At 70.7% G+C, this 19,138-nt stretch carries 20 protein-coding genes; 7 read left to right on the forward strand and 13 right to left on the reverse strand.

Annotated features, from left to right (window positions below; translation table 11 throughout):
• Nucleotides 1-32 precede the first annotated feature (32 nt).
• Both AB0K14_RS02975 and AB0K14_RS02980 read right to left on the reverse strand, forming a co-directional pair.
• Nucleotides 33-434 (reverse strand): type II toxin-antitoxin system VapC family toxin, encoded by a 402-nt coding sequence (locus tag AB0K14_RS02975; protein ID WP_360454243.1) that lies wholly within the window; start codon nucleotides 432-434, stop codon nucleotides 33-35.
• Nucleotides 427-699, reverse strand: a complete 273-nt coding sequence (locus tag AB0K14_RS02980) for a PhdYeFM domain-containing protein (RefSeq protein ID WP_360454240.1) — start codon at nucleotides 697-699, stop codon at nucleotides 427-429. The genes AB0K14_RS02975 and AB0K14_RS02980 overlap by 8 nt, the downstream gene beginning before the upstream one ends.
• Nucleotides 700-936: 237 nt before the next feature.
• Between AB0K14_RS02980 and ugpC the strand changes: the two genes are divergently transcribed.
• From ugpC to AB0K14_RS03000, 4 genes are all read left to right on the forward strand, one after another.
• Nucleotides 937-2,037, forward strand: a complete 1,101-nt coding sequence (gene ugpC / locus AB0K14_RS02985; RefSeq protein WP_360454237.1) for a sn-glycerol-3-phosphate ABC transporter ATP-binding protein UgpC — start codon at nucleotides 937-939, stop codon at nucleotides 2,035-2,037.
• A 159-nt stretch (nucleotides 2,038-2,196) separates the two neighbouring features.
• Entirely contained in the window at nucleotides 2,197-3,180 is a 984-nt protein-coding gene (locus AB0K14_RS02990) for a zinc ABC transporter substrate-binding protein (RefSeq protein ID WP_360454234.1), read from the forward strand.
• Nucleotides 3,177-4,010, forward strand: a complete 834-nt coding sequence (locus AB0K14_RS02995; protein WP_360454231.1) for a metal ABC transporter ATP-binding protein — start codon at nucleotides 3,177-3,179, stop codon at nucleotides 4,008-4,010. The genes AB0K14_RS02990 and AB0K14_RS02995 overlap by 4 nt, the downstream gene beginning before the upstream one ends.
• A complete protein-coding gene (locus AB0K14_RS03000) occupies nucleotides 4,010-4,840 on the forward strand; it encodes a metal ABC transporter permease (RefSeq protein ID WP_360454228.1) in 831 nt (276 codons plus the stop codon). The genes AB0K14_RS02995 and AB0K14_RS03000 overlap by 1 nt, the downstream gene beginning before the upstream one ends.
• 51 nt (nucleotides 4,841-4,891) lie before the next feature.
• On the opposite strand, the gene AB0K14_RS03005 is transcribed toward AB0K14_RS03000, so the two are convergent.
• The 11 genes from AB0K14_RS03005 to AB0K14_RS03055 form a co-directional block, all read right to left on the reverse strand.
• Nucleotides 4,892-5,080 carry a hypothetical protein gene (locus AB0K14_RS03005; RefSeq protein WP_360454225.1) on the reverse strand — a complete coding sequence of 63 codons (189 nt, stop codon included), beginning with the start codon at nucleotides 5,078-5,080 and terminating at the stop codon, nucleotides 4,892-4,894.
• Nucleotides 5,081-5,332: 252 nt separating this feature from the next.
• Nucleotides 5,333-6,733, reverse strand: coding sequence for a GGDEF domain-containing protein (locus tag AB0K14_RS03010; RefSeq protein WP_360454223.1), 1,401 nt, complete (start codon nucleotides 6,731-6,733; stop codon nucleotides 5,333-5,335).
• Nucleotides 6,734-7,035: 302 nt separating this feature from the next.
• Nucleotides 7,036-8,259 carry an MFS transporter gene (locus AB0K14_RS03015; RefSeq protein WP_360454220.1) on the reverse strand — a complete coding sequence of 408 codons (1,224 nt, stop codon included), beginning with the start codon at nucleotides 8,257-8,259 and terminating at the stop codon, nucleotides 7,036-7,038.
• A gap of 360 nt (nucleotides 8,260-8,619) precedes the next feature.
• On the reverse strand, nucleotides 8,620-10,041 hold the full coding sequence (locus AB0K14_RS03020) for an MBOAT family protein (protein WP_360454217.1): 1,422 nt from the start codon (nucleotides 10,039-10,041) through the stop codon (nucleotides 8,620-8,622).
• Between the two features lie 291 nt (nucleotides 10,042-10,332).
• Nucleotides 10,333-11,301 (reverse strand): 23S rRNA (guanosine(2251)-2'-O)-methyltransferase RlmB, encoded by a 969-nt coding sequence (rlmB, locus tag AB0K14_RS03025; protein ID WP_360454214.1) that lies wholly within the window; start codon nucleotides 11,299-11,301, stop codon nucleotides 10,333-10,335.
• 4 nt (nucleotides 11,302-11,305) lie between these two features.
• The gene (gene cysS / locus AB0K14_RS03030; protein WP_360454211.1) at nucleotides 11,306-12,697 is read right to left on the reverse strand and encodes a cysteine--tRNA ligase; all 1,392 of its coding nucleotides are present in this window, start codon (nucleotides 12,695-12,697) and stop codon (nucleotides 11,306-11,308) included.
• A gap of 45 nt (nucleotides 12,698-12,742) precedes the next feature.
• Nucleotides 12,743-13,354 carry an HAD family hydrolase gene (locus AB0K14_RS03035; protein ID WP_360454208.1) on the reverse strand — a complete coding sequence of 204 codons (612 nt, stop codon included), beginning with the start codon at nucleotides 13,352-13,354 and terminating at the stop codon, nucleotides 12,743-12,745.
• Between the two features lie 289 nt (nucleotides 13,355-13,643).
• Nucleotides 13,644-14,039 carry a PPOX class F420-dependent oxidoreductase gene (locus tag AB0K14_RS03040; RefSeq protein WP_360454205.1) on the reverse strand — a complete coding sequence of 132 codons (396 nt, stop codon included), beginning with the start codon at nucleotides 14,037-14,039 and terminating at the stop codon, nucleotides 13,644-13,646.
• 5 nt (nucleotides 14,040-14,044) lie between these two features.
• Complete coding sequence (gene ispF / locus AB0K14_RS03045; RefSeq protein ID WP_360454202.1) at nucleotides 14,045-14,518, reverse strand: 2-C-methyl-D-erythritol 2,4-cyclodiphosphate synthase; 474 nt, start codon at nucleotides 14,516-14,518, stop codon at nucleotides 14,045-14,047.
• On the reverse strand, nucleotides 14,515-15,213 hold the full coding sequence (gene ispD / locus AB0K14_RS03050; protein WP_360454199.1) for a 2-C-methyl-D-erythritol 4-phosphate cytidylyltransferase: 699 nt from the start codon (nucleotides 15,211-15,213) through the stop codon (nucleotides 14,515-14,517). The genes ispF and ispD overlap by 4 nt, the downstream gene beginning before the upstream one ends.
• A gap of 31 nt (nucleotides 15,214-15,244) precedes the next feature.
• Nucleotides 15,245-15,733 (reverse strand): CarD family transcriptional regulator, encoded by a 489-nt coding sequence (locus AB0K14_RS03055; RefSeq protein WP_012782996.1) that lies wholly within the window; start codon nucleotides 15,731-15,733, stop codon nucleotides 15,245-15,247.
• A gap of 301 nt (nucleotides 15,734-16,034) precedes the next feature.
• Here AB0K14_RS03055 and AB0K14_RS03060 point away from each other — a divergent pair, with 301 nt between their 5' ends.
• The 3 genes from AB0K14_RS03060 (at nucleotide 16,035) to radA (ending at nucleotide 19,127) form a co-directional block, all read left to right on the forward strand.
• The gene (locus AB0K14_RS03060) at nucleotides 16,035-16,826 is read left to right on the forward strand and encodes a hypothetical protein (RefSeq protein ID WP_360454196.1); all 792 of its coding nucleotides are present in this window, start codon (nucleotides 16,035-16,037) and stop codon (nucleotides 16,824-16,826) included.
• A gap of 118 nt (nucleotides 16,827-16,944) precedes the next feature.
• Nucleotides 16,945-17,712 (forward strand): hypothetical protein, encoded by a 768-nt coding sequence (locus AB0K14_RS03065; RefSeq protein WP_360454193.1) that lies wholly within the window; start codon nucleotides 16,945-16,947, stop codon nucleotides 17,710-17,712.
• A gap of 50 nt (nucleotides 17,713-17,762) precedes the next feature.
• The gene (radA, locus tag AB0K14_RS03070) at nucleotides 17,763-19,127 is read left to right on the forward strand and encodes a DNA repair protein RadA (protein WP_360454190.1); all 1,365 of its coding nucleotides are present in this window, start codon (nucleotides 17,763-17,765) and stop codon (nucleotides 19,125-19,127) included.
• The last annotated feature ends 11 nt before the right edge of the window (nucleotides 19,128-19,138 follow it).

Here is a 19,138-nt window from a genome sequence, read left to right on the forward strand (position 1 = left end):
GCGGGGCCTCCGCCACGTGCGGGGGCCCCGGCTCACACCTCGATGACCTCGACCAGCGATTCCAGGCCGACGAAGTCCTTCGGGTTGCGGGTGTAGAGCGGCAGGTCGTGGCACGAGGCGATGGCGGCGATCATCAAGTCCAACTTGCGTGATCGAGGGTCGCGGTTCGCCGCGATCGTGAGCCCGACCAGGCTGCCGTACCGGGTGGACGCGTGAGCATCGAAGGAAAGTGGATCGAAGTCCACGATCGCGGCGGCCACTTGCGCTGTCCGGGCGGCGCGGGTCATCGCGTCCCTCGCGGCTACCACGCCGTGGTGCAACTCGGCCATCGTGATCGTGGTCAGTCGGGGAGCGTCCGGCAGGACCCTCGGGTGCAGCACGCCGAGGTCGATGTACGTGGACGTGTCCAAGACGCCGGATCGGCGATCAGCCACGGCTGCGCTCCCAGGGGTCGTCATCGATGCGACCGACGCCGAAGACTTCGTCGATATCCGCCCGCATCTCCGCGAAGTCGACCTGCGGCAGGCACTTGTGCCGCTCGACGAGCTCCTTCGCGGTCCACGGCCGCCCGTCCTCTCGCGGGTGGAGCTCTATGACTTCGCCGTCGCGACCCGTGACGCGGAGCGCATCACCGGGTTCGAGTGCTTCCAGTGCTTCTGCGGGGTTCCTGTCGAACTCCCGTTGGCTGATGACCTTCACACCGCAGAGGTTAGGGAGCCGGTGACGGGCGCGCCAGGAGTAAGGCCGCTGGTCAAAGGCCTGGTCCGCAGGCCCCGGCCGGGTGGTCGTCGCCCCACCGGACCCGGCAACCCGCCGGCACCGGCGAACTCGTGCGAAGGACTGAACCGATCCGGGATTAGACCAATTCACCCGTTCCCGTAAGCGCTTGCAATCCCTAGCGTTGCGGCAAAGCTAGGGTAGTGAAAGGTGCGTGGCATGGCTGAGGTCGCCTACGTCAAGGCTTCGCGGATCTTCTCCGGCAACCCGCCGGTCCGCGCGGTCGACGAGCTGTCGTTGGACGTCACCGACGGCGAGTTCCTGGTCCTGGTCGGTCCGTCCGGCTCCGGCAAGTCCACCGCGCTGCGGATGCTCGCGGGTCTGGAGGACGTCGACGAGGGCGCCATCCACATCGCCGGCAAGGACGTCACCAACGTGCCGCCCAAGGGCCGTGACATCGCGATGGTGTTCCAGTCCTACGCGCTGTACCCGCACATGACGGTCGCCGAGAACATGGGCTTCGCGCTCAAGCTGCGCGGCGTCAACAAGGCCGAGATCAAGCAGAAGGTCTCGGAAGCGGCCAAGATGCTCGACCTGGAGAAGTACCTGGAGCGCAAGCCCAAGGCGCTGTCCGGCGGTCAGCGGCAGCGCGTCGCGATGGGCCGCGCGATCGTCCGCGAGCCCTCCGTGTTCCTCATGGACGAGCCGCTGTCCAACCTGGACGCGAAGCTGCGCGTGGAGACCCGCGCGAACATCGCCGCCCTCCAGGCGCGGCTGGGCACCACCACGATCTACGTCACGCACGACCAGGTCGAGGCCATGACCATGGGCCACCGGGTCGCCGTGCTCAAGGACGGCCTGCTCCAGCAGTGCGACACCCCGCGCGCGCTGTACGACAAGCCGGCCAACGCGTTCGTCGCCGGCTTCATGGGCTCGCCCGCGATGAACCTCAAGACCGTGCCGCTGACGTCGGAGGGCGCGAAGCTCGACGGCATCGTGGTGCCGCTGGAGCGCCGCATGATGGACAAGGCCGCCGGTGAGGGCCTGTCCGAGGTGACGTTCGGCATCCGGCCCGAGTCGCTGGCCCTGGTCAGCTCCTCCGAGCAGGGCATGGACATGACCGTCGAGCTGGTCGAGGAGCTGGGCGCGGACGCGCTCATGCACGGCTCGATCCGCATCGGCGACGTGCCCGAGCGGTTCGTGGTCCGCGTGGACGGCCGCACGCCGCCCACCCTGGGCCAGACGGTGAAGATCGCCGTGCGCGACGCCACCGAGGTCCACCTGTTCCACCCGGAGACGGGCCACCGCCTCACCGACTGACCGTCCACACCCCACAGGGGCCACCTCGCCGCAGGGCGGGAGTGGCCCCTGTGGTGCGTAAAACACCCGGTCGGTGGACGTGTCGGTAGCGGAGCGTTCTAAACTGAACTCGACAACGGTTTCCATTGCCTATGTGTCAGCCTGTCGAGGAGTTCTCTGATGATCGTCCGCAACGCGTTGCTCGGCGCGGTGGCCGCCGCGACCGCCGTCGTCCTCACCGCCTGCGGCGCGCAGGACACCCCCGCGGCGAACAACGACGGCAAGATCAAGGTCGTGTCCTCCACCAACGTGTGGGGCAGCGTGGTCAAGGCCGTCGGCGGTGACGCCGTCGAGGTGACGTCGATCATCGACGACCCGTCCGGCGACCCGCACTCCTACGAGAGCAAGCCGTCCGACCTGGCCGCGGTGCGCGACGCCAAGCTGGTCATCTTCAACGGCGGCGGCTACGACGACTTCTTCGCCACCCTGCTCGGCCCCGAGACCGAGGGCGCCAAGAAGATCGAGGCGTTCCCGGTGTCCGGCAAGGCCTCCGGGCACGACGAGCCCTCGGCCGAGCCCGAGCCGTCCGCCGATCCCTCCGCCGAGCCCGAAGGCCACGCCGAGGGCGAGGAGGGCCACGCCCACGCCGTCAACGAGCACGTCTGGTACGACTTCGAGACCGTCCGCAAGGTCGCCGACCAGGCCGCCGCCGACCTCGGCGCCATCGCGCCGGACAAGAAGGCGACCTTCGAGGGCAACGCCGACGACTTCACCGCCAAGCTGGGCGAGCTCGAACAGCGCGTCGCGGGCAAGGGCGCGGGCAAGAAGGTCGTGGCGACCGAGCCGGTGGCGCACTACCTGCTCGACACCGCGGGCGTCGAGGACGTGACCCCCGAGTCGTTCAGCGAGGCCGTGGAGGACGAGACCGACATCCCCGCCGCCGCGCTCGCCGAGGTCACCCGGCTGATCGAGCAGAAGCAGATCACCGCGGTGGTCAACAACGCGCAGACCGAGAACGCGGGCACCAACCAGGTGGTCGACCAGGCCAAGGCGGCGAACGTGCCCGTGGCGGAGGTGACCGAGACGTTGCCGGAGGGCGTCACGGGTTACCTTGACTGGATGACGAAGCAGGTCGATTCGCTGGTGGGAGCGCTCGGCGCATGAGAGGTCCGGGCGCGACAGCCGAGGTGACGGACAGGTCGACGGCCGCCGCCGTGGCGTTGCGCGGCGCGCGGCTGTCCTACGGCGACCGGGTGCTGTGGGACGGGCTCGACCTGGACGTCGCCCCCGGCGAGTTCGTGGCCGTCCTGGGGCCCAACGGCTCCGGCAAGACCAGCCTCATCCGGGTGCTGCTCGGCCTGCAACCGCTGTCCGCGGGCAGCGTGCGCGTGGCCGGCGGCAACCGCCGCATCGGGTACGTCCCGCAGCAGCGGGCGATCGACTCGACCCTCTCCCTGCGCGGCCGTGACCTGGTCGGTTTCGGCCTGGACGGGCACGGCTGGGGCATCGGCTGGCGCCACCGGCGCGAACGCCGGACCAGGGTGGCCGCGGCGCTGGAGTCCGTCGGCGCGTCCCGGTACGCCGACGAGCCGGTCGGCCTGCTCTCCGGCGGCGAGCAGCAGCGGCTGCGGGTGGCGCAGGCCCTGGTCGGCGACCCCGAGGTGCTGCTGTGCGACGAGCCGCTGCTCTCGCTCGACCTGCACCACCAGCGCGTGGTCAGCGACCTGATCGACGCGCGGCGCCGGGCCGCGGGCACGGCCGTGCTGTTCGTGACCCATGAGATCAACCCGATCCTGCCGCTGGTCGACCGGGTGCTGTACCTGGTCGACGGCCGGTTCCGGATCGGCACGCCGGCCGAGGTGATGACCTCGCGGACGTTGACCGAGCTGTACCGCACGAACGTCGAGGTGGTCCGCGTGCGCGACCAGATCCACGTGGTCGGCGCGCAGCACGTGTGCGAGGACGAGCCGCACCACGTGGCGGATGAGGGCTGATGGAAGGCTTCTTCGACGTCGGGCTCACGCTCGAGCTGCTCGGCTACGTCCAGCCGATGCTCATCGCGGGCGCGGTGCTGGGGCTGCTGGGCGGGCTGCTCGGCCCGCTCGTGGTGACCCGCAAGATGGCGTTCGCCGTGCACGGCACGAGCGAGCTGGCGTTCACCGGCGGCGCGGCGGCCCTGCTGATCGGGATCGGCGTCGGGTACGGCGCGCTGGCCGGGTCGGTCATCGCCGCCCTGCTGCTGGGGCTGCTGAGCACGCGTGACTCCGACCGCGACTCGGTCATCGGCGCGATCCTGGCGTTCGGCCTCGGCCTCGGGATGCTGTTCCTGGCCCTCTACAACGGACGGGCGGCGAACAAGTTCGGCCTGCTCACGGGGCAGGTGGTGAGCGTCGGGTCGACCGACCTGTGGCTGCTCGTCGGCTCCTCGCTGGTCGTGCTGCTGGTGCTGGCGCTCATCTACCGGCCGCTGCACTTCGCCAGCGTGGACGCCGCCGTGGCCGTGGCTCGCGGTGTGCCGGTGCGGACGCTGTCGCTGGTGTTCGCGGTGCTGGTGGGTGTGGCGACGGCGTTGAGCGTGCAGCTGGTGGGCGCGCTGCTCGTGCTGTCGGTGATGATCACGCCTGCGGCGGCGGCGACCAGGATCACCGCGAGCCCGGTGCGGGCCACCGTGCTGGCCGTGGTGTTCGCCGAGGTCTCCGTGCTGGGCGGGATGGTGCTGTCGCTCGCGCCGGGCATGCCGGTGAGCGCGTTCGTCACCGCGGTCTCGTTCTTGATCTACCTGGTCTGCTGGCTGGCGAGCCGCAAGCGGCAACGCGTCCACTAGGTGGGACGGGCTCGCGGTGGCGCAGCGGCCGGGGGCCGGCGGGCTTTTCGACTACCGCGTCGGCGTCCCGGTGACGATCGACGAGTCCCCCTGCATCGACCGCTGCCGGCTGTGCGTGGACGTGTGCCCGTTCGACTCGCCGGCCATCCACCCCGAGACCGACAAGGCCCACGTGCACGTGGACGAGCGCTGGTACGGCGGCCCGTGCACCGCCCGCTGCCCTGGCGCGGTCCGGATCAACGTGAGAAATGCTAGAAAAGTCGGTTCAAGAAGTTTGGGATCGGTCAAAAGCGGGTACGCCTTCCTCAAGGGGGCACCGAGGCCCGCGCGGCGGGCCGCGCGGAGACGGGTGCCATGCGGACCAGCACGAGCACGCTCTCGAACCACCACCACCACCGCGGTCGCGGTGGTGGTTCAGGGCGTGCTCCTCGCCGTGCGCGTGACCGACGTACCCGGCACCACGGCGAACGGGCCCGGGGCGTCTCCGGCGCCTTACGCGGTGCGGGTCACCTCGGCGGCGCCCTGCTCGGCGGCGTCGCCCACCGGCTGGTCCACCCGCGGCGCGGGCAGCAGCCGGATCTCGCCGGCGGCCACCCGGACCTGGTTGCGGCCGTTCTCCTTGGCCGCGTAGAGGGCCGCGTCCGCGCAGTGCTGCGCGTCGACGAGGCACTCGCCGTTGTCCGGCAGCACGGCCACGCCGATGGACGCCGAGATGGCGCGCACGTCCGGCCCCTCCGCGGTCAACGGCAGGTTCCGGCCCCGCAGCGTCACGGTGTTGCGGTGCTTGTCGGTGGTCACCACGGACATCTCGCCGATCGCCTCGCGCACCCGTTCGGCGATGGCCGTGCCCTGCGCCAGACCCGTGTCGGCGAGCACCACGACGAACTCCTCGCCGCCGTCGCGCCCGGCCACGTCGCCCGGCCGCAGCTTCTCCCGCAGGATCCGACCGACCTCGGCCAGCACGGCGTTGCCCGCCGGGTGGCCCCAGGTGTCGTTGATCCGCTTGAAGTGGTCCAGGTCGATGGCCAGCACGGTCACCGGCTGCCCGTCGTGGCGGCAGCGGTCGGTGAGCCTGCCCCCGTACTCGGCCAGGCCGTTGGTGTTGAGCAGCCCGGTCCGGTAGTCGGTGTGCGCGTCCTCGGCCAGCCGCGCCTGGAGCTGTTCCTGCTCGCGCAGCAGCCGTTCGAGGTGCGACCGCCGCTGCGCCGCGTGGTAGAGCAGCGCGTTCACCAGGATGACCGGGAAGACCAGCAGCAGCGGGCCCACCCAGTGCGTGGTCATCAGCATGCCCAGCATGGCGCCCGCGCCCAGCGTGCTGAGCTCCAGCATGTTGTCCGCCCGCGAGCCCAGGAACTCCTGGATGCGGGTGTGCGGGGTGACGATCTTCAGCGCGATGGCGATGTTCATGCCCTGCGCGCCCCAGTTGACCACCCCGGCCACGATGAGCACGAGCACCAGGCCCAGGTCGGTCGGGATGCGGCCGGTGGCCAGCAGCGACAGTCCGGACAGGTGCACCACGGCCCAGGCCAGCATGGTGCCGCCGAGGATGCTCGCGGAGCTGAACACGAACCGGTACGGCTGGCGTCGCGCGATCGGCTGGATCAGGATCCGCATCCAGATCGTGGCGAGCACGGCCAGCGCGCCCGGCAGTGCGATCGCGGCGGCGAACGTCCACACCGACGTGAGGTCGATGTGCGGACCGGCCGACTCGTTGCGCCGCGACTCCTCGGCCCGGCGCACGATCATCAGGTGCACGGTGATCGCGAACATCACCGCGCCGAATCGCAGCCAGTCGGCGTTCGAGACGGAGTCCAGGCCGGTGAGCAGCCAAACGGCGGCAGCGGCTACGGCCGATTCGATGACGAAGAAGTACACCAGTGCGGCCGGTCGCAACGTCCACAGATCCCAGTTGCGAATCGAGGGCCGGCCGACTGCCCCAGATGCGTTCTGGTCAGTCAAACTGTTCTTCACCACGACCCCCTACCCTCTGCCCGGCGTCGCGTGGCGAACGCCGTTCGCAGCGGCACGTCCGTGCCCGAGAAGCGCACTGAGGAGGTGTTCGCCATGCGCAACCGCGACATGTGACCACCTCCTTCCACCCCGGACCGAATGTTCACCGTACGTGCCCGCGGGCTAGCGGGCCGCAGCCGAGGGGTCCTTCATGTTTGACAATCGCGATATGTGATGGGTCCGTTTCAGATCGCCACCGCCTTCGGATCGTTCCGGGTGCGGGCCCGTCGCCAGGCTACGGTCGCCTGAGTGGCGAGCAACAGCCCGATGCCGCCTGCACCCGCGATCGTCGCGGTCACCGAGCCGATCGAGTGCGCCACGACGCCCGCCAGCGCCATGCCGCCGCCCTGCGACGAACGCAGCGCCGCACGGCCGATGCCGTACGCCCGACCCCGGTAGGCGTCGGGCAGGATGCGCATCCACGCCGAACGCGCTGGCGTGTGGTACGCACCGGCCATACCAGCTATGACCAGCAGCGCGATGGTCCAGGTCAGGTTCGGGTTCAACGCGAACATGACCAGTGGGGCCAAGGACAGTATGGCGAGTGGACCGATCAGCCGCTCGCGTTTCGCGGGATCGCGCACCAGCCGGAACAGCACGGCCACGCCGAGGACGTTGGCGGCGGGCTCGATCGCCAGGATCAGGCCGACGGCCCACACCGCGTCCAGACTCGCCGCCAGGGGCACGGCGAGTCCCTCGGGAACCATCGCCAGACCTGCCAGCAGGCGCATGCCCATCAGGCTGCGCAGCCGGGGTTCGGTGACCATCAGCGTGAACGCGCCCTTGGGTCCTTCGGGGTCCCGCTTGGCGCCGCGCGGGTCGGCGGCCGGTCGGTGCTCGACCGACAGCTGCACCACGATCGCCACCCACACGAACGTGGCCGCGTCGATCGCGAGCGCGACGTTGGCGCTCGTGCCGATGACCAGGAAGCCCGCGGCGGCCAGGCCGGCCATCTGGGCGATGTCCACAGAGGTGCCGAACACCGCCACGCCGTCGTCGTAGCGCTTGTCCGGCAGCACGTGCGGCAGGCTCGCCTCCTGGGCCGCCAGGAACGGCGACGAGATCATCAGGACGATCACCAGCAGCACGATCATCAGCCACAGCGGCACGCCCGGCACGGCCATGAGACCGACCAGGGCGGCCTGCAGCCACGCGCACCACACCATCACCGTGCGGCGCGGGAAGCGGTCCGCGACCCAGCCCAGCAGCGGGCCGGAGACCAGGGGCGGGAACAGCGTCAACGACCAGGTGAGGGCGGTCCAGGCCACCGACTGGGTGCGCTCGAACACCAGGAGCGACAGGGCCACCGCCGCGAGCTGGTCGCCGACGGTCGACACCGTCGAGGCGATCCACATGCCGCGGAACTCGCGGTTGCCCACGAGCGCGCGGATGGTCCCCCCGGAAGTCACAACTCCCCCAGGTTGGTCGGCCCCGATGAGTGAGTCACGTTACCCCCACCCGAAGTAACAATTCCCTCGGTTAGCACGGTAGAAGCTGCCGGATGTGCAATCTCTGTCCTACCACACTGTGTACCCGAACGGAGCAGGTCGGTTACATAAAGTAGTTACAACGGCGAAAAATCGCCCACATATTCTTGACAGTTGACGGTAGGTGACACGGCGTGAGCAATCCTCGCCTACCCTACGTCGATCGGGGCACCATTGGGGTACGGCGGCGCTGGTCCGACCGGGCCAGCGCGTTCCTGCGGTCGCCGACTCGCCCCGCGTGGGTGACGAGTCAATTGTTGAACATTGGCCGCGTGTCGATCTTCAGAACTGGTAGTACAGGAACGGGCTGAAGGTGCCGCTCGCCACCAGGATCGCCGCGTAGCCGACGCCCAGCGTCATCAGGGACACCCTGGCCGCGGTGGCGACCTTGTCCCGCGAAGACTCCAGGTAGGGCCCGGTCACCGGGTGGTCGGGCATTGCGACAATTGCCAGCGCGAGCACCAGCAGAACAATCCGCTGATTGGTCGCCGCGGCGGCCACGGCTTCGGTCAGCCCGCTGAAATCCGGCCACAGCAGGTGGCCGATGATTGTGAACGCGGTGCCGAGGTCGGCGGATCGGAAGAACACCCAGCCGATTACCACCAGCAACATGGTCAAGGCCCGGCGGGCAATTCGAGCACGCGCAGTGACGGGCGGCGAATCCCAACCGAATCGGCGCTCCAGCACGAGCAGCCCGCCGTGGAACAAACCCCACGCCAGGAACGTCCAGTTGGCGCCGTGCCAGAAACCCGTGAGCACGAAAACGATCGTCAGGTTCCGGTACGTCTGCAGCACGCCGCCGCGGTTGCCGCCCAGCGGGATGTAGACGTAGTCGCGGAACCAGCGCGACAGCGACATGTGCCAGCGGCGCCAGAACTCGGTGATCGTGACCGACGAGTAGGGGCGGGCGAAGTTCTCCGGCAGCCGGAAGCCGAGCATGCGGCCCAGGCCGATGGCCATGTCCGAGTAGCCGGAGAAGTCGAAGTACAGCTGGAGGGTGTAGCCGATCGCGCCGAGCCAGGCGATCGACGTGGTCATCTCGTCGGCCGGGGTGGCGAAGCAGGCGTCGACCATCGGCGCGAGCGAGTCGGCGATGATCACCTTCTTGCACAGGCCGAGGGCGAACCGCGGGAAGCCCGCCGCGACGTCGTCCCAGCGGTGCAGCCGCGACTGCGGCAGCTGGTCGGCGATCTCCCGGAAGCGCACGATCGGGCCCGCCACGAGCTGCGGGAACATCGCGATGTAGGTGACGAACGCGACCGGCTCGCGCAGCGCCGGGCGTTCGCCCCGGTACACGTCGACCACGTACGAGATGTGGTGGAACGTGTAGAACGAGATGCCGATGGGCAGCGCGAGCTCCACCACCGGCAGGTCGGCGCCGACGACGGCGGCGATGTCGTGCAGCTGCTCGGTGGCGAACCCGGCGTACTTCCAGATCAGCAGCACGCCCAGGTTGACCGCGATCGCGCCGACCAGGACCAGCCTGCGGTCACCGGGGGCACCCGGCTCCAGCCGCCGCCCGGCCAGGTAGTTGACCGCCATGCAGGCCAGCAGCAGCAACGTCGTCCCGCCGGCGCCGGAGACGTAGAACAGCAGGCTCGCCACGGCGACCACGCCGTTGCGCCAGTTCCTGGGCGTGGCGAGGACGGTCGCGAGCACGACCGGGAGGAAGAACCACAGGAACAACGGGCTGGCGAAGGACATCGCCGCAGACCTTATCCGCCGCTCACGCGCTCCCGGCGCGGATCACTCACAAACCGTCCCACCTCACACACCGACCCACCCCAACCGCGGAACCCACGGCCCCCGACCGTTCGACACACGGGCCCTGAGTGTTCGACTCACGGGTCCTGAACGTTCGACACACGGGTCGCGAACGTAGGACTCGCGAGAGTCCTACGTTCAGCTCGCGCGAGTCGAACACTCAGACCCCGCGAGTCCTACGTTCAGGACGCGCGAGTCCCACGTTCAGGTACCCCGAGTTCAACGCCCAGGTCAGGCGCGGACGTCCAGGCGGCGTCGGCGGGCGACCTCGGCGAGCACGACGCCGGCCGCGACGGAGGCGTTCAACGACTCCACGCCGGCCGCCATCGGGATGGACACCGTCTGGTCGCACGTCTCCTTGACCAGGCGCGACAGGCCCCGGCCCTCGGAGCCGACGACGACCACCAGCGGCCCGGTGGCCAGGTCGAGCCCGTCCACGTCCACGTCGCCGTCCGCGTCCAGACCGATGATCATCAGCCCGGCCTCGGCCCACTCCTTGAGCTGACGGGTCAGGTTCGTCGCCACCGCGATCGGCATCCGCGCCGCCGTGCCCGCGCTGGTCCGCCACGCCACCGCGGTGATCCCCGCCGAACGGCGCTGCGGCAGCACGACCCCCTGCGCGCCGAACGCCGCCGCCGACCGCACCACCGCACCCAGGTTGCGCGGGTCGGTCACCCCGTCCAACGCCACCAGCAACGGCGGCCGACCGGACTGGTTCGCGATCTTGAGCAGCTCACGCGGCTCGGTGTACTCGTACGGCGGCACCTGGAGCCCCAGCCCCTGGTGCATCGCGCCGCCGGTGATCCGGTCCAGCTCACCGCGCTGCACCTCCAGCACCGAGATGCCCCGCGTGGCCGCCAGCTGCACCGCCTCGGCGACCCGGTCGTCCGCGTCGATGCCCAGCGCCACGTACAGCGCCGTCGCCGGGATGCCGGCACGCAGGCACTCGACCACCGGGTTGCGCCCGGCCACGGTCTCCGGGCCGTTCTCGGCGGCCTTGCGCCGCTGCGTGCGGACCTGATCGGCCTTCGCCGCCGCGGTGGCGCGCTTGTACGCGGGGTGGTTCGGTCGTTCCGCCGCCTTGGGCGTCGGGCCCTTGCCCTGCAAGCCCTTCGACTTCTGCCCGCCGGAACCGACGACCGCGCCCTTCTTGGAGCCGGGGTTGCGCATGGCGCCCCGGCGCTTGGAGTTACCAGCCACGAGCTCAGTCGTCCTTCAACGTCCACAACGGACCGTCGGGGGTGTCCTCGACGGCGATACCGGCCAGCAGCAGGTGGTCGCGCAGCGCGTCCGCGCGCGCGAAGTCCCTGTCCTTGCGGGCCTGCGACCGCTCTTCCAGCAGCCGATCCACCAGCACGCCCAACGCGTGCCTGCCCGCGCCACCCGCCGCGGCGTCGTGCCACCGCGGTGACAGCGGGTCCAACCCGAGCACGTCGGTCATCGCGCGCACCGACTCGGCCGCGGCACGCGCGCCCAGGTCGTCACCCGACTCCAGGGCCGTGTTCCCCTCGCGCAGCCGCTTGTGGATCGCGGCCAACGCGCCGGGCGTGCCCATGTCGTCGTCCATCGAGGCCACGAACGCGGGCGACAGCTCGCCGGCCACGTCCACGGCCCCGGTGCGCTCGACCACGCGCCGCAGGAACGACTCGATCCGCCGGTAGGCCGACACCGACTCGTCCAACGCCTCGGGTGAGTACTCGATGTGCGACCGGTAGTGCGGCCCCACCAGGTAGTACCGCAGCTCGGGCGCCCGCACCCGCTCCAGCATCGCCGGGATGGACACCGTGTTGCCGAGCGACTTGGCCATCTTCTCGCCGCCCATGGTGACCCAGGCGTTGTGCATCCAGTACCGGGCGAACCCGTCACCGGCCGCCCGCGACTGCGCCTGCTCGTTCTCGTGGTGCGGGAAGATCAGGTCGATGCCGCCGCCGTGGATGTCGAACGTGCCGCCGAGGTACGCGGTCGCCATCGCCGAGCACTCCAGGTGCCAGCCCGGCCGGCCCGGACCCCACGGCGTCGGCCACGACGGCTCGCCCGGCTTCGCCGCCTTCCACAGCGTGAAGTCGCGCGCGTCGCGCTTGCCGGTCGCGGCGGACTCGCCCTGGTGCACCTCGTCCAGCTTCTGCCCGGACAGCGCGCCGTACTCGGGGAACGACGTCACCGAGAAGTACACGTCGCCCTCGGAGGCGTACGCGTGGCCCTTCTCGATCAGGCGCTCCATCAGCTCGACCATCTGCGTGACGTGGCCCGTCGCGCGCGGCGAGTACGAGGCGGGCAGGCAGCCCAGCGCGTCGTAGGCGTCGTCGAACGCGCGCTCGTTGCGGTAGGCCCACTCCCACCACTCGGCGTCGTGCTCGGCCGCCTTGGCGAGGATCTTGTCGTCGACGTCGGTGACGTTGCGCACCAGCCGCACGGTCGAGCCGTCACGGCCCAGCCAGCGCCGCAGCACGTCGAAGTTGAGGCCGCTGCGCACGTGCCCGATGTGCGGAACGCCCTGCACCGTGGCCCCACACACGTAGATCGACGCCGTTCCGCTGACCTGCGGGACGAATTCCCGCATGGACCGGGTCGCGGTGTCGAATAGGTGGAGGCTCACGTGGAGATGGTACGGGCGATGACCGCTGGGGGTTGAATCGCCCGGTCAAATGTGCTTGCGGAGGACCTGCAGCAGAGCGTCCGGCCGGCTGCCGGTGGGCAGCGGCTCGACGATCTCCACCAGGCACCCGACGGCCGCCGCGCCGCCGTCCGCCTCGGCGCTGTCGCCGATCATCAGGGCCTCGCTGGGGTGCACGCCCAGGCGGTCGCAGGCGATGCGGAAGATCTTCGGGTCCGGCTTGGCGACGCCCTCCTGGTAGGAGAGGACGAACTCGTCGACCCGGCTCTCGACGCCGTGACGTGCGAAGACGGCGCGGACGTCCCAGGCGATGTTGCTGACGACCGCGGTCGGCACCTCGCTGCCAAGCGCTTGCGCGGTGTCCGGGTAGGGCTGCCAGAACGGCGGGCTGCACAGGTCGGCGTAGAACTGCTCCGGATCCTTCGCGCCCGCCTTCGCCAGCACCGCGAGGTGCATCTCGCGGTGCGCGTCGGGGTCGAGGTCGCGGCGTTCCCACTGCTCGGGATCGACGTCCAGGCTCTCCGCCACGCCGACCGGCGCGGTGAGCGCGAGCATCAGCTCGGCGTGGGCGGCCAGCGAGTCGTGCTCCAAGCGGAACAGGGTGCCGGAGAAGTCGAACAGCACGGCGCGGATCGTCACGAAGCCACGTTACGTGGCTCGGACATCGGAGGTCTCACCCGTGGGCGAACCGAGACGAGTTTCACTGTGTTGGATGCCGCTGCTCCGCAGACGGCGGCTCGGTCGCCGGGAAGTCGACCGTTCGCGCCCTGATTTCCCGACGATCGAAAAGCGTGATCGTCGGGAAATGAGGACGCGAACGGTCGACGCGACCTCGCGGGGTGGGTGCCAGGGCGGCTCGTGCACGAGGGCGGCCAGGGGAGGGGAGAGGAGGAGGGGAGAGCAGGGGGTGGTGAGGGGGGGAGGGGGATCAGGTGGCGTTGCCGGTGACCTTGGTCGGGGTCAGGCGCAGGATGACGCGGGTCTTGTCGGGGGACTCGGTGGGGAAGTCCTGGCCCGTGTACTTGAGGGAGAGGGTGTTGGCCAGGGTGCGGCCGGTGTCCTCGGCGATGGTCACGGTGCCCCGGATCTCCGCGTAGACCTCGGGGTCGGCGTTGCTCCACACGCTCACGCTGGCCCGCGGGTCGCGGCGGAGGTTGCGTTCCTTCGCGCGGTCGCGCAGCGTCGAGAACAGCAGGTCGTCGCCGTCCCGGGCGACCCACAGCACCGATGTCTGCGGGCTGCCGTCCGGGTTGAGCGTGGCCAGCACGACGTAGTTCCGGTCGTCGAGCAGGGCGCGCGTCGCCGCGCTGAGGGTGACCGCCATGCGGCTCAGGCTAGCGGGAAGATCAACGCGGTCGCGATGGCGGCGATGCCCTCGCCCCGGCCGGTCAGCCCCAGGCCGTCGGTGGTCGTGCCGCTCACCGACACCGGACCGCCGACCGCCGCGGACAGCACCTCCTGCGCCTCGTCCCGGCGCTTGCCGATCTTCGGCGCGTTGCCGATGACCTGCACGGCGGCGTTGCCGACCTGGTAGCCGGCCTCCTCGACCAGGCGGCGGGCCTCGGCCAGGAACTCCACGCCGTGCCGGCCGGACCACCGCGGGTCGCTCGTGCCGAACACCGCGCCCAGGTCGCCCAAGCCCGCGGCGGACAGCAGCGCGTCGCACAGCGCGTGCGCGGCCACGTCACCGTCCGAGTGGCCGGCGCAGCCGTCCGCGTCATCCCAGCGCAGGCCGGCCAACCAGCACTCACGGCCGCGTTCCACCTGGTGGACGTCCGTGCCGATGCCCACCCTGGGTATCACGGTGCTCCTTCGTTCCCGACCAGCAGCGCCTCGGCCACGGCGAGGTCGAACCTCGTGGTGATCTTCATGGCGTCGGGGTGACCGGGCACGGTGACGACCGGCACGCCGAGCCGTTCCACCAGGCCCGCGTCGTCCGTCGCACCCAGCCCGGCCTCGTGCGCGCGCAGCAGCACGGCCGCGTCGAAACCCTGCGGGGTCTGCACGACGCGCAGCGACGACCGGTCGGGTGTGGCGATTACGACACCGTCCTCGTCGACCTGCTTGACCGTGTCCACCACCGGCAGCACCGGGATGACGGCCGGGTGACCTGCGGCGACGGCCTCCACCACGGCCCTTACCACGGCGGGTGGCGTGAACGCGCGGGCCGCGTCGTGAACGAGCACGATAGAAGTGTCGGGGATCTCACGCAGCGCGTACGTTAGGGCCAGGCGCACCGAGTCCGACCGCTCGGCGCCACCGGCCACGACGTGCACCGCCCCGTCGGCTGGGGCCAACGGGGCGGTGACGGTACTCACAATGTCCAGATCGGACGGGGGCGCGGCGATCACCACGTGCCGAACGCAGCCGGAGTCGAGAAGGCCGCGCACCGCACGCACGAGCAGCGGAACGCCGTCGACCGGCACGAGCGCTTTGGGCATGCCATAGCCCAACCGCTCACCCCGGCCCGCCGCGGGCACGAGCGCGACCACACCCATGTTCGCGGTTTCCGAAATGTTGGTGGAACGATCAGGACGCGGTAGCCAGGACCTCGTCGAGGAGGACCTCGGCCTTGTCCTCGTCGGTGCCCTCGGCCAGCGCCAGTTCGCTAACCAGTATCTGTCGTGCCTTCGCCAGCATCCGCTTCTCACCAGCGGACAGTCCGCGATCCTTCTCGCGCCGCCAGAGGTCGCGCACCACTTCGGCCACCTTGTTCACGTCACCGGACGCGAGCTTCTCCAGGTTGGCCTTGTACCGCCGGGACCAGTTGGTCGGCTCCTCCGTGTGGGGAGCACGCAAGACCTCGAAGACCTTGTCGAGACCCTCCTGGCCGACGACGTCGCGCACGCCCACGATCTCGGCGTTGTCGGCGGGGACGCGGACCGTGAGGTCGCCCTGGGCAACCTTGAGGACGAGGTACTTCTTCTCCTCGCCCTTGATCACGCGGGTCTCGATTGCTTCGATGAGAGCGGCACCGTGGTGCGGGTAGACGACGGTCTCTCCGACCTTGAAAACCATGTGTCCTCTGCCCCTTTCGCTAACCCCATCCTAACACGCCGAGCAATCCCCTCTTCGGCGTCCGGAGATCGGTTAGCGCTGGTCAGGGCCGCGAGGGGGCTTGACAAATCACCCGGTCGCATGCAACACCCAAGGTCGATCTTGCTCCACTGTGGACGTGCGGGCGAGGGGGCCGGCGTGCCGTTGGGCACCACATGCCGCAGGTCCGGGGCCACCCCGTTAGGCTCCAGCACTGGTGGTCGGACCCAGTGCTACCGGGTACGACCCGCCTCGTCAGCACACCGGAAGGATCCGAGCAGCCGTGGGTCGCGCACTCCAGAAGTCCACCGCGTCGCGCCGCCTGGCCGTAGTGGCCGCACTGGCGACGGGCCTCGGCTTGGCCGCCGCAGGTTGCAGCGCAGGTCAGGTCACGCAGACGGACACCCAGGTGGCCGTCGTCAACGGGGCCGGTGGGCAGGTGGGAGACATCGCCGTCCGCGACGCGCAGTTCCTGTTCCCGACGGCGCACGGCGCCTACGAGGAGGGCGACGACGCCCCGATCACGGTCGTGATCGCCAACAACGGCACCACCGCGGACACGCTGCTGGGCGTGACCAGCGAGTTCTCCGCGCCCGCCGAGGTCACCGGCGACTCGCGGCTGGAGCCGAACTCGGCCATCCTCGGCAGCGCCGAGCAGGACGACGCGGGCAGCCACGCCACGACGACCAAGCCGGCGTCCTCCGCGTCGCACTCAGCCTCGGCGTCGCATGCGCCGTCGGACTCCCACGCGACGACGACGACCACCACGACGCCGTCCGGTTCCGGCTCGGCGACCACGACCACGACCACCACGCCCACCGGCTCGGCGACGCCGACCTCGGGTAGCGGCACCTCCATCTCGGCGCCGCCGACCACGGGCACGAAGCTGCCGTCGTCGGTGGACCCGACCGAGCCGGGCGCGGTCAAGATCGTGCTGAAGGGCCTGAAGAAGCCGCTGCGGCCGGGCCAGACGATCCGCGTCACGTTCCTGTTCGAGAAGGCGGGCGAGCTGACCTTGGAGCTCCCGATCGCCGCCTCGCCGGAACCGCGCGAGGACGCTCCCTCGGAGCACTGAGCGCACCACCGAGCTGCCGAGCAGGGGTTCCCGTCCGGGGAACCCCTGCTCTTGTTCTGCCGCGGGTACCGGCGGTGCGCCGGTACCCGTCGGCGACCGGTCGAGGAAGGCGAATGGCGTGAAGGTGGTCGGACGGGTGACGGCGGCGTTGGTCGGCGCGGGTCTCGCGCTGGGACTGGTGGTCGCCGTCGGTACGACGGCGGCCGCGGCCGCGGCGGACGGGTACTACAAGCAGCCGTTCGACGCGACCGTGTGGCGCGTCGACGGCGGCGTGGCCCGCGCGATCACCTACGACGAGTGGGCCGCCGCCGGTTTCCCGCAGCCCGCGGCGTCGCCGACGGACTACGTCCAGTACCCCTGGTCCTGGACCATCTACGCGGTCACGTTCTGGGGGGACCCGGAGTCGACGTGGGACTGGGACCGGTTGACCGAGCCCCAGTGGCGGGCGTCGGGCAGCCCCGCACCGCGCGCGGTGGGCTGGGTCGAGGGCAGCCGCGTCTACCGGTGGGAGACCAACTTCCAGGAACTCTTCGTCGAGGCCCCGGACCGGACCTCCCACAAGCTCACCTACGACGAGTGGGCGGCCGCCGGGTTCCGCCCTCCCGGCTGGAACCACAACTCGGGCTTCCTCAAGCTGTCCTGGGCGCCGAACATCATGCGGATGACCGACCTGAAGAGCGGTATCGGCCGCTCCATCGACCAGGGGGACTGGCACCGCGAGGGGTACCCGACACCGCAGGTCGTGCGCCGGGTGGCGAACGACCACTTCTACAAGTACGACTCCAGCCCGGTGATCTACTACCAGGGCCCCGCGTTCCACCGGGCCATCGGCTACGAGGAGTGGGTCGGCGCGGGCACGCCCTCGCCGGAGCTCCGCTCGCCCTGACGAGCGCACGGGCCGGCGGCGTTGTGGGGGTGCCGGATAGCCTCCGTCGCGTGGCGAAGACAGCACGGGTGGCCAAGCCGACGTACCGCTGCGCCGAGTGCGGGCACGAGGTGTCCAAGTGGGTCGGGCGGTGCCCGGAGTGCCAGGCCTGGGGCACCGTGGAGGAGCGGGGCGCCTCCGCCGCGCCGCGGTTCCTCGCGGGCACGCCGAGCAGTGAGGCCCGGCCCATCGCGCAGGTCGACATCGAGTCCGCCCGCGCCGTCTCGACCGGCGTGCTGGAGCTGGACCGGGTGCTCGGCGGTGGGCTGGTGCCGGGCGCCGTGGTGCTGCTGGCGGGCGAGCCGGGTGTGGGCAAGTCGACCCTGTTGCTGGAGGTCGCGCACCAGTGGGCGCTGTCGGTCGGCCGCTGCCTCTACGTCACCGGTGAGGAGTCGGCGGGCCAGGTGCGGTTGCGGGCCGACCGGACCGGCAACCTGCACGACGAGATCTACCTGGCCGCCGAGAGCGACATCTCCGCCGTCCTCGGCCAGGTCGACGCGGTCAAGCCGAGCATGCTCATCGTGGACTCCATCCAGACCATGTCCTCGCCCGCGGTCGACGGGGCGCCCGGCGGGGTCAGCCAGGTCCGCGCCGTCACGGCGGGCCTGATCGCGGTCGCCAAGGAGCGCGGGCTGCCCGTGGTGCTGGTCGGCCACGTGACCAAGGACGGCTCGGTCGCGGGGCCGCGCGTGCTGGAGCACCTGGTGGACGTGGTGCTGCAGTTCGAGGGCGACCGGCACTCGACGCTGCGGCTGCTGCGCGGCGTGAAGAACCGGTTCGGCCCGGCCGACGAGGTCGGCTGCTTCGAGTTGCGCGACGACGGCATCGCGGGCGTGCCCGACCCGTCCGGCCTGTTCCTGCACCGCCGTGACCAGCCGGTGTCCGGCACCGCCGTCACCGTCGTCGTGGAGGGCAAGCGGCCGATGCTGGGCGAGGTGCAGGCGCTGGTCACGCCGACCGCCCTGCCCGCGCCCCGGCGCGCGGTGAGCGGCCTCGACTCGGCCCGCCTGGCCATGGTCCTGGCCGTGCTGGAGAAGCGCGGCAAGGTCGGGTTGGGCAACAAGGACGTCTTCACCGCCACCGTCGGCGGCATGCGGCTGGTCGAGCCGGCGGTGGACCTGGCGGTGGCGTTGGCGGTCGCCTCGGCGGCCACCGACCTGCCCCTGCCGCACGACCTCGTCGTGGTCGGCGAGGTGGGCCTGTCCGGTGAGCTGCGCCGGGTGAACGGCGTCGGCCGCCGGCTCACCGAGGCCGCCCGGCTCGGCTTCACCAAGGCCCTGGTGCCGCCGGACGCCGGGCCGCTGCCCCAGGGGACGCGGACGCTCGTCGCGCACGACCTGCTCGACGCGCTGCAACTGCTCAAGCTCACGAAATAGCGAACGGCGCC

The sequence above is a fragment of the Actinosynnema sp. NPDC050801 genome, from assembly GCF_040673975.1.
Classification (GTDB): Bacteria; Actinomycetota; Actinomycetes; order Mycobacteriales; family Pseudonocardiaceae; genus Actinosynnema.

What these genes read in the sequence shown, in the direction of transcription:
- AB0K14_RS03000 (WP_360454228.1), top strand. Translation starts at nt 4,010, where the DNA reads ATGGAAGGCTTCTTCGACGTCGGGCTCACGCTCGAGCTGCTCGGCTAC.
- AB0K14_RS02990 (WP_360454234.1), top strand. Translation starts at nt 2,197, where the DNA reads ATGATCGTCCGCAACGCGTTGCTCGGCGCGGTGGCCGCCGCGACCGCC.
- ispD (WP_360454199.1), bottom strand. Translation starts at nt 15,213, where the DNA reads ATGGGTGTGGTCGCGCTCGTGCCCGCGGCGGGCCGGGGTGAGCGGTTG.
- AB0K14_RS03040 (WP_360454205.1), bottom strand. Translation starts at nt 14,039, where the DNA reads ATGGCGGTCACCCTCAGCGCGGCGACGCGCGCCCTGCTCGACGACCGG.
- AB0K14_RS03055 (WP_012782996.1), bottom strand. Translation starts at nt 15,733, where the DNA reads ATGGTTTTCAAGGTCGGAGAGACCGTCGTCTACCCGCACCACGGTGCC.
- AB0K14_RS03020 (WP_360454217.1), bottom strand. Translation starts at nt 10,041, where the DNA reads ATGTCCTTCGCCAGCCCGTTGTTCCTGTGGTTCTTCCTCCCGGTCGTG.
- ugpC (WP_360454237.1), top strand. Translation starts at nt 937, where the DNA reads ATGGCTGAGGTCGCCTACGTCAAGGCTTCGCGGATCTTCTCCGGCAAC.
- AB0K14_RS02995 (WP_360454231.1), top strand. Translation starts at nt 3,177, where the DNA reads ATGAGAGGTCCGGGCGCGACAGCCGAGGTGACGGACAGGTCGACGGCC.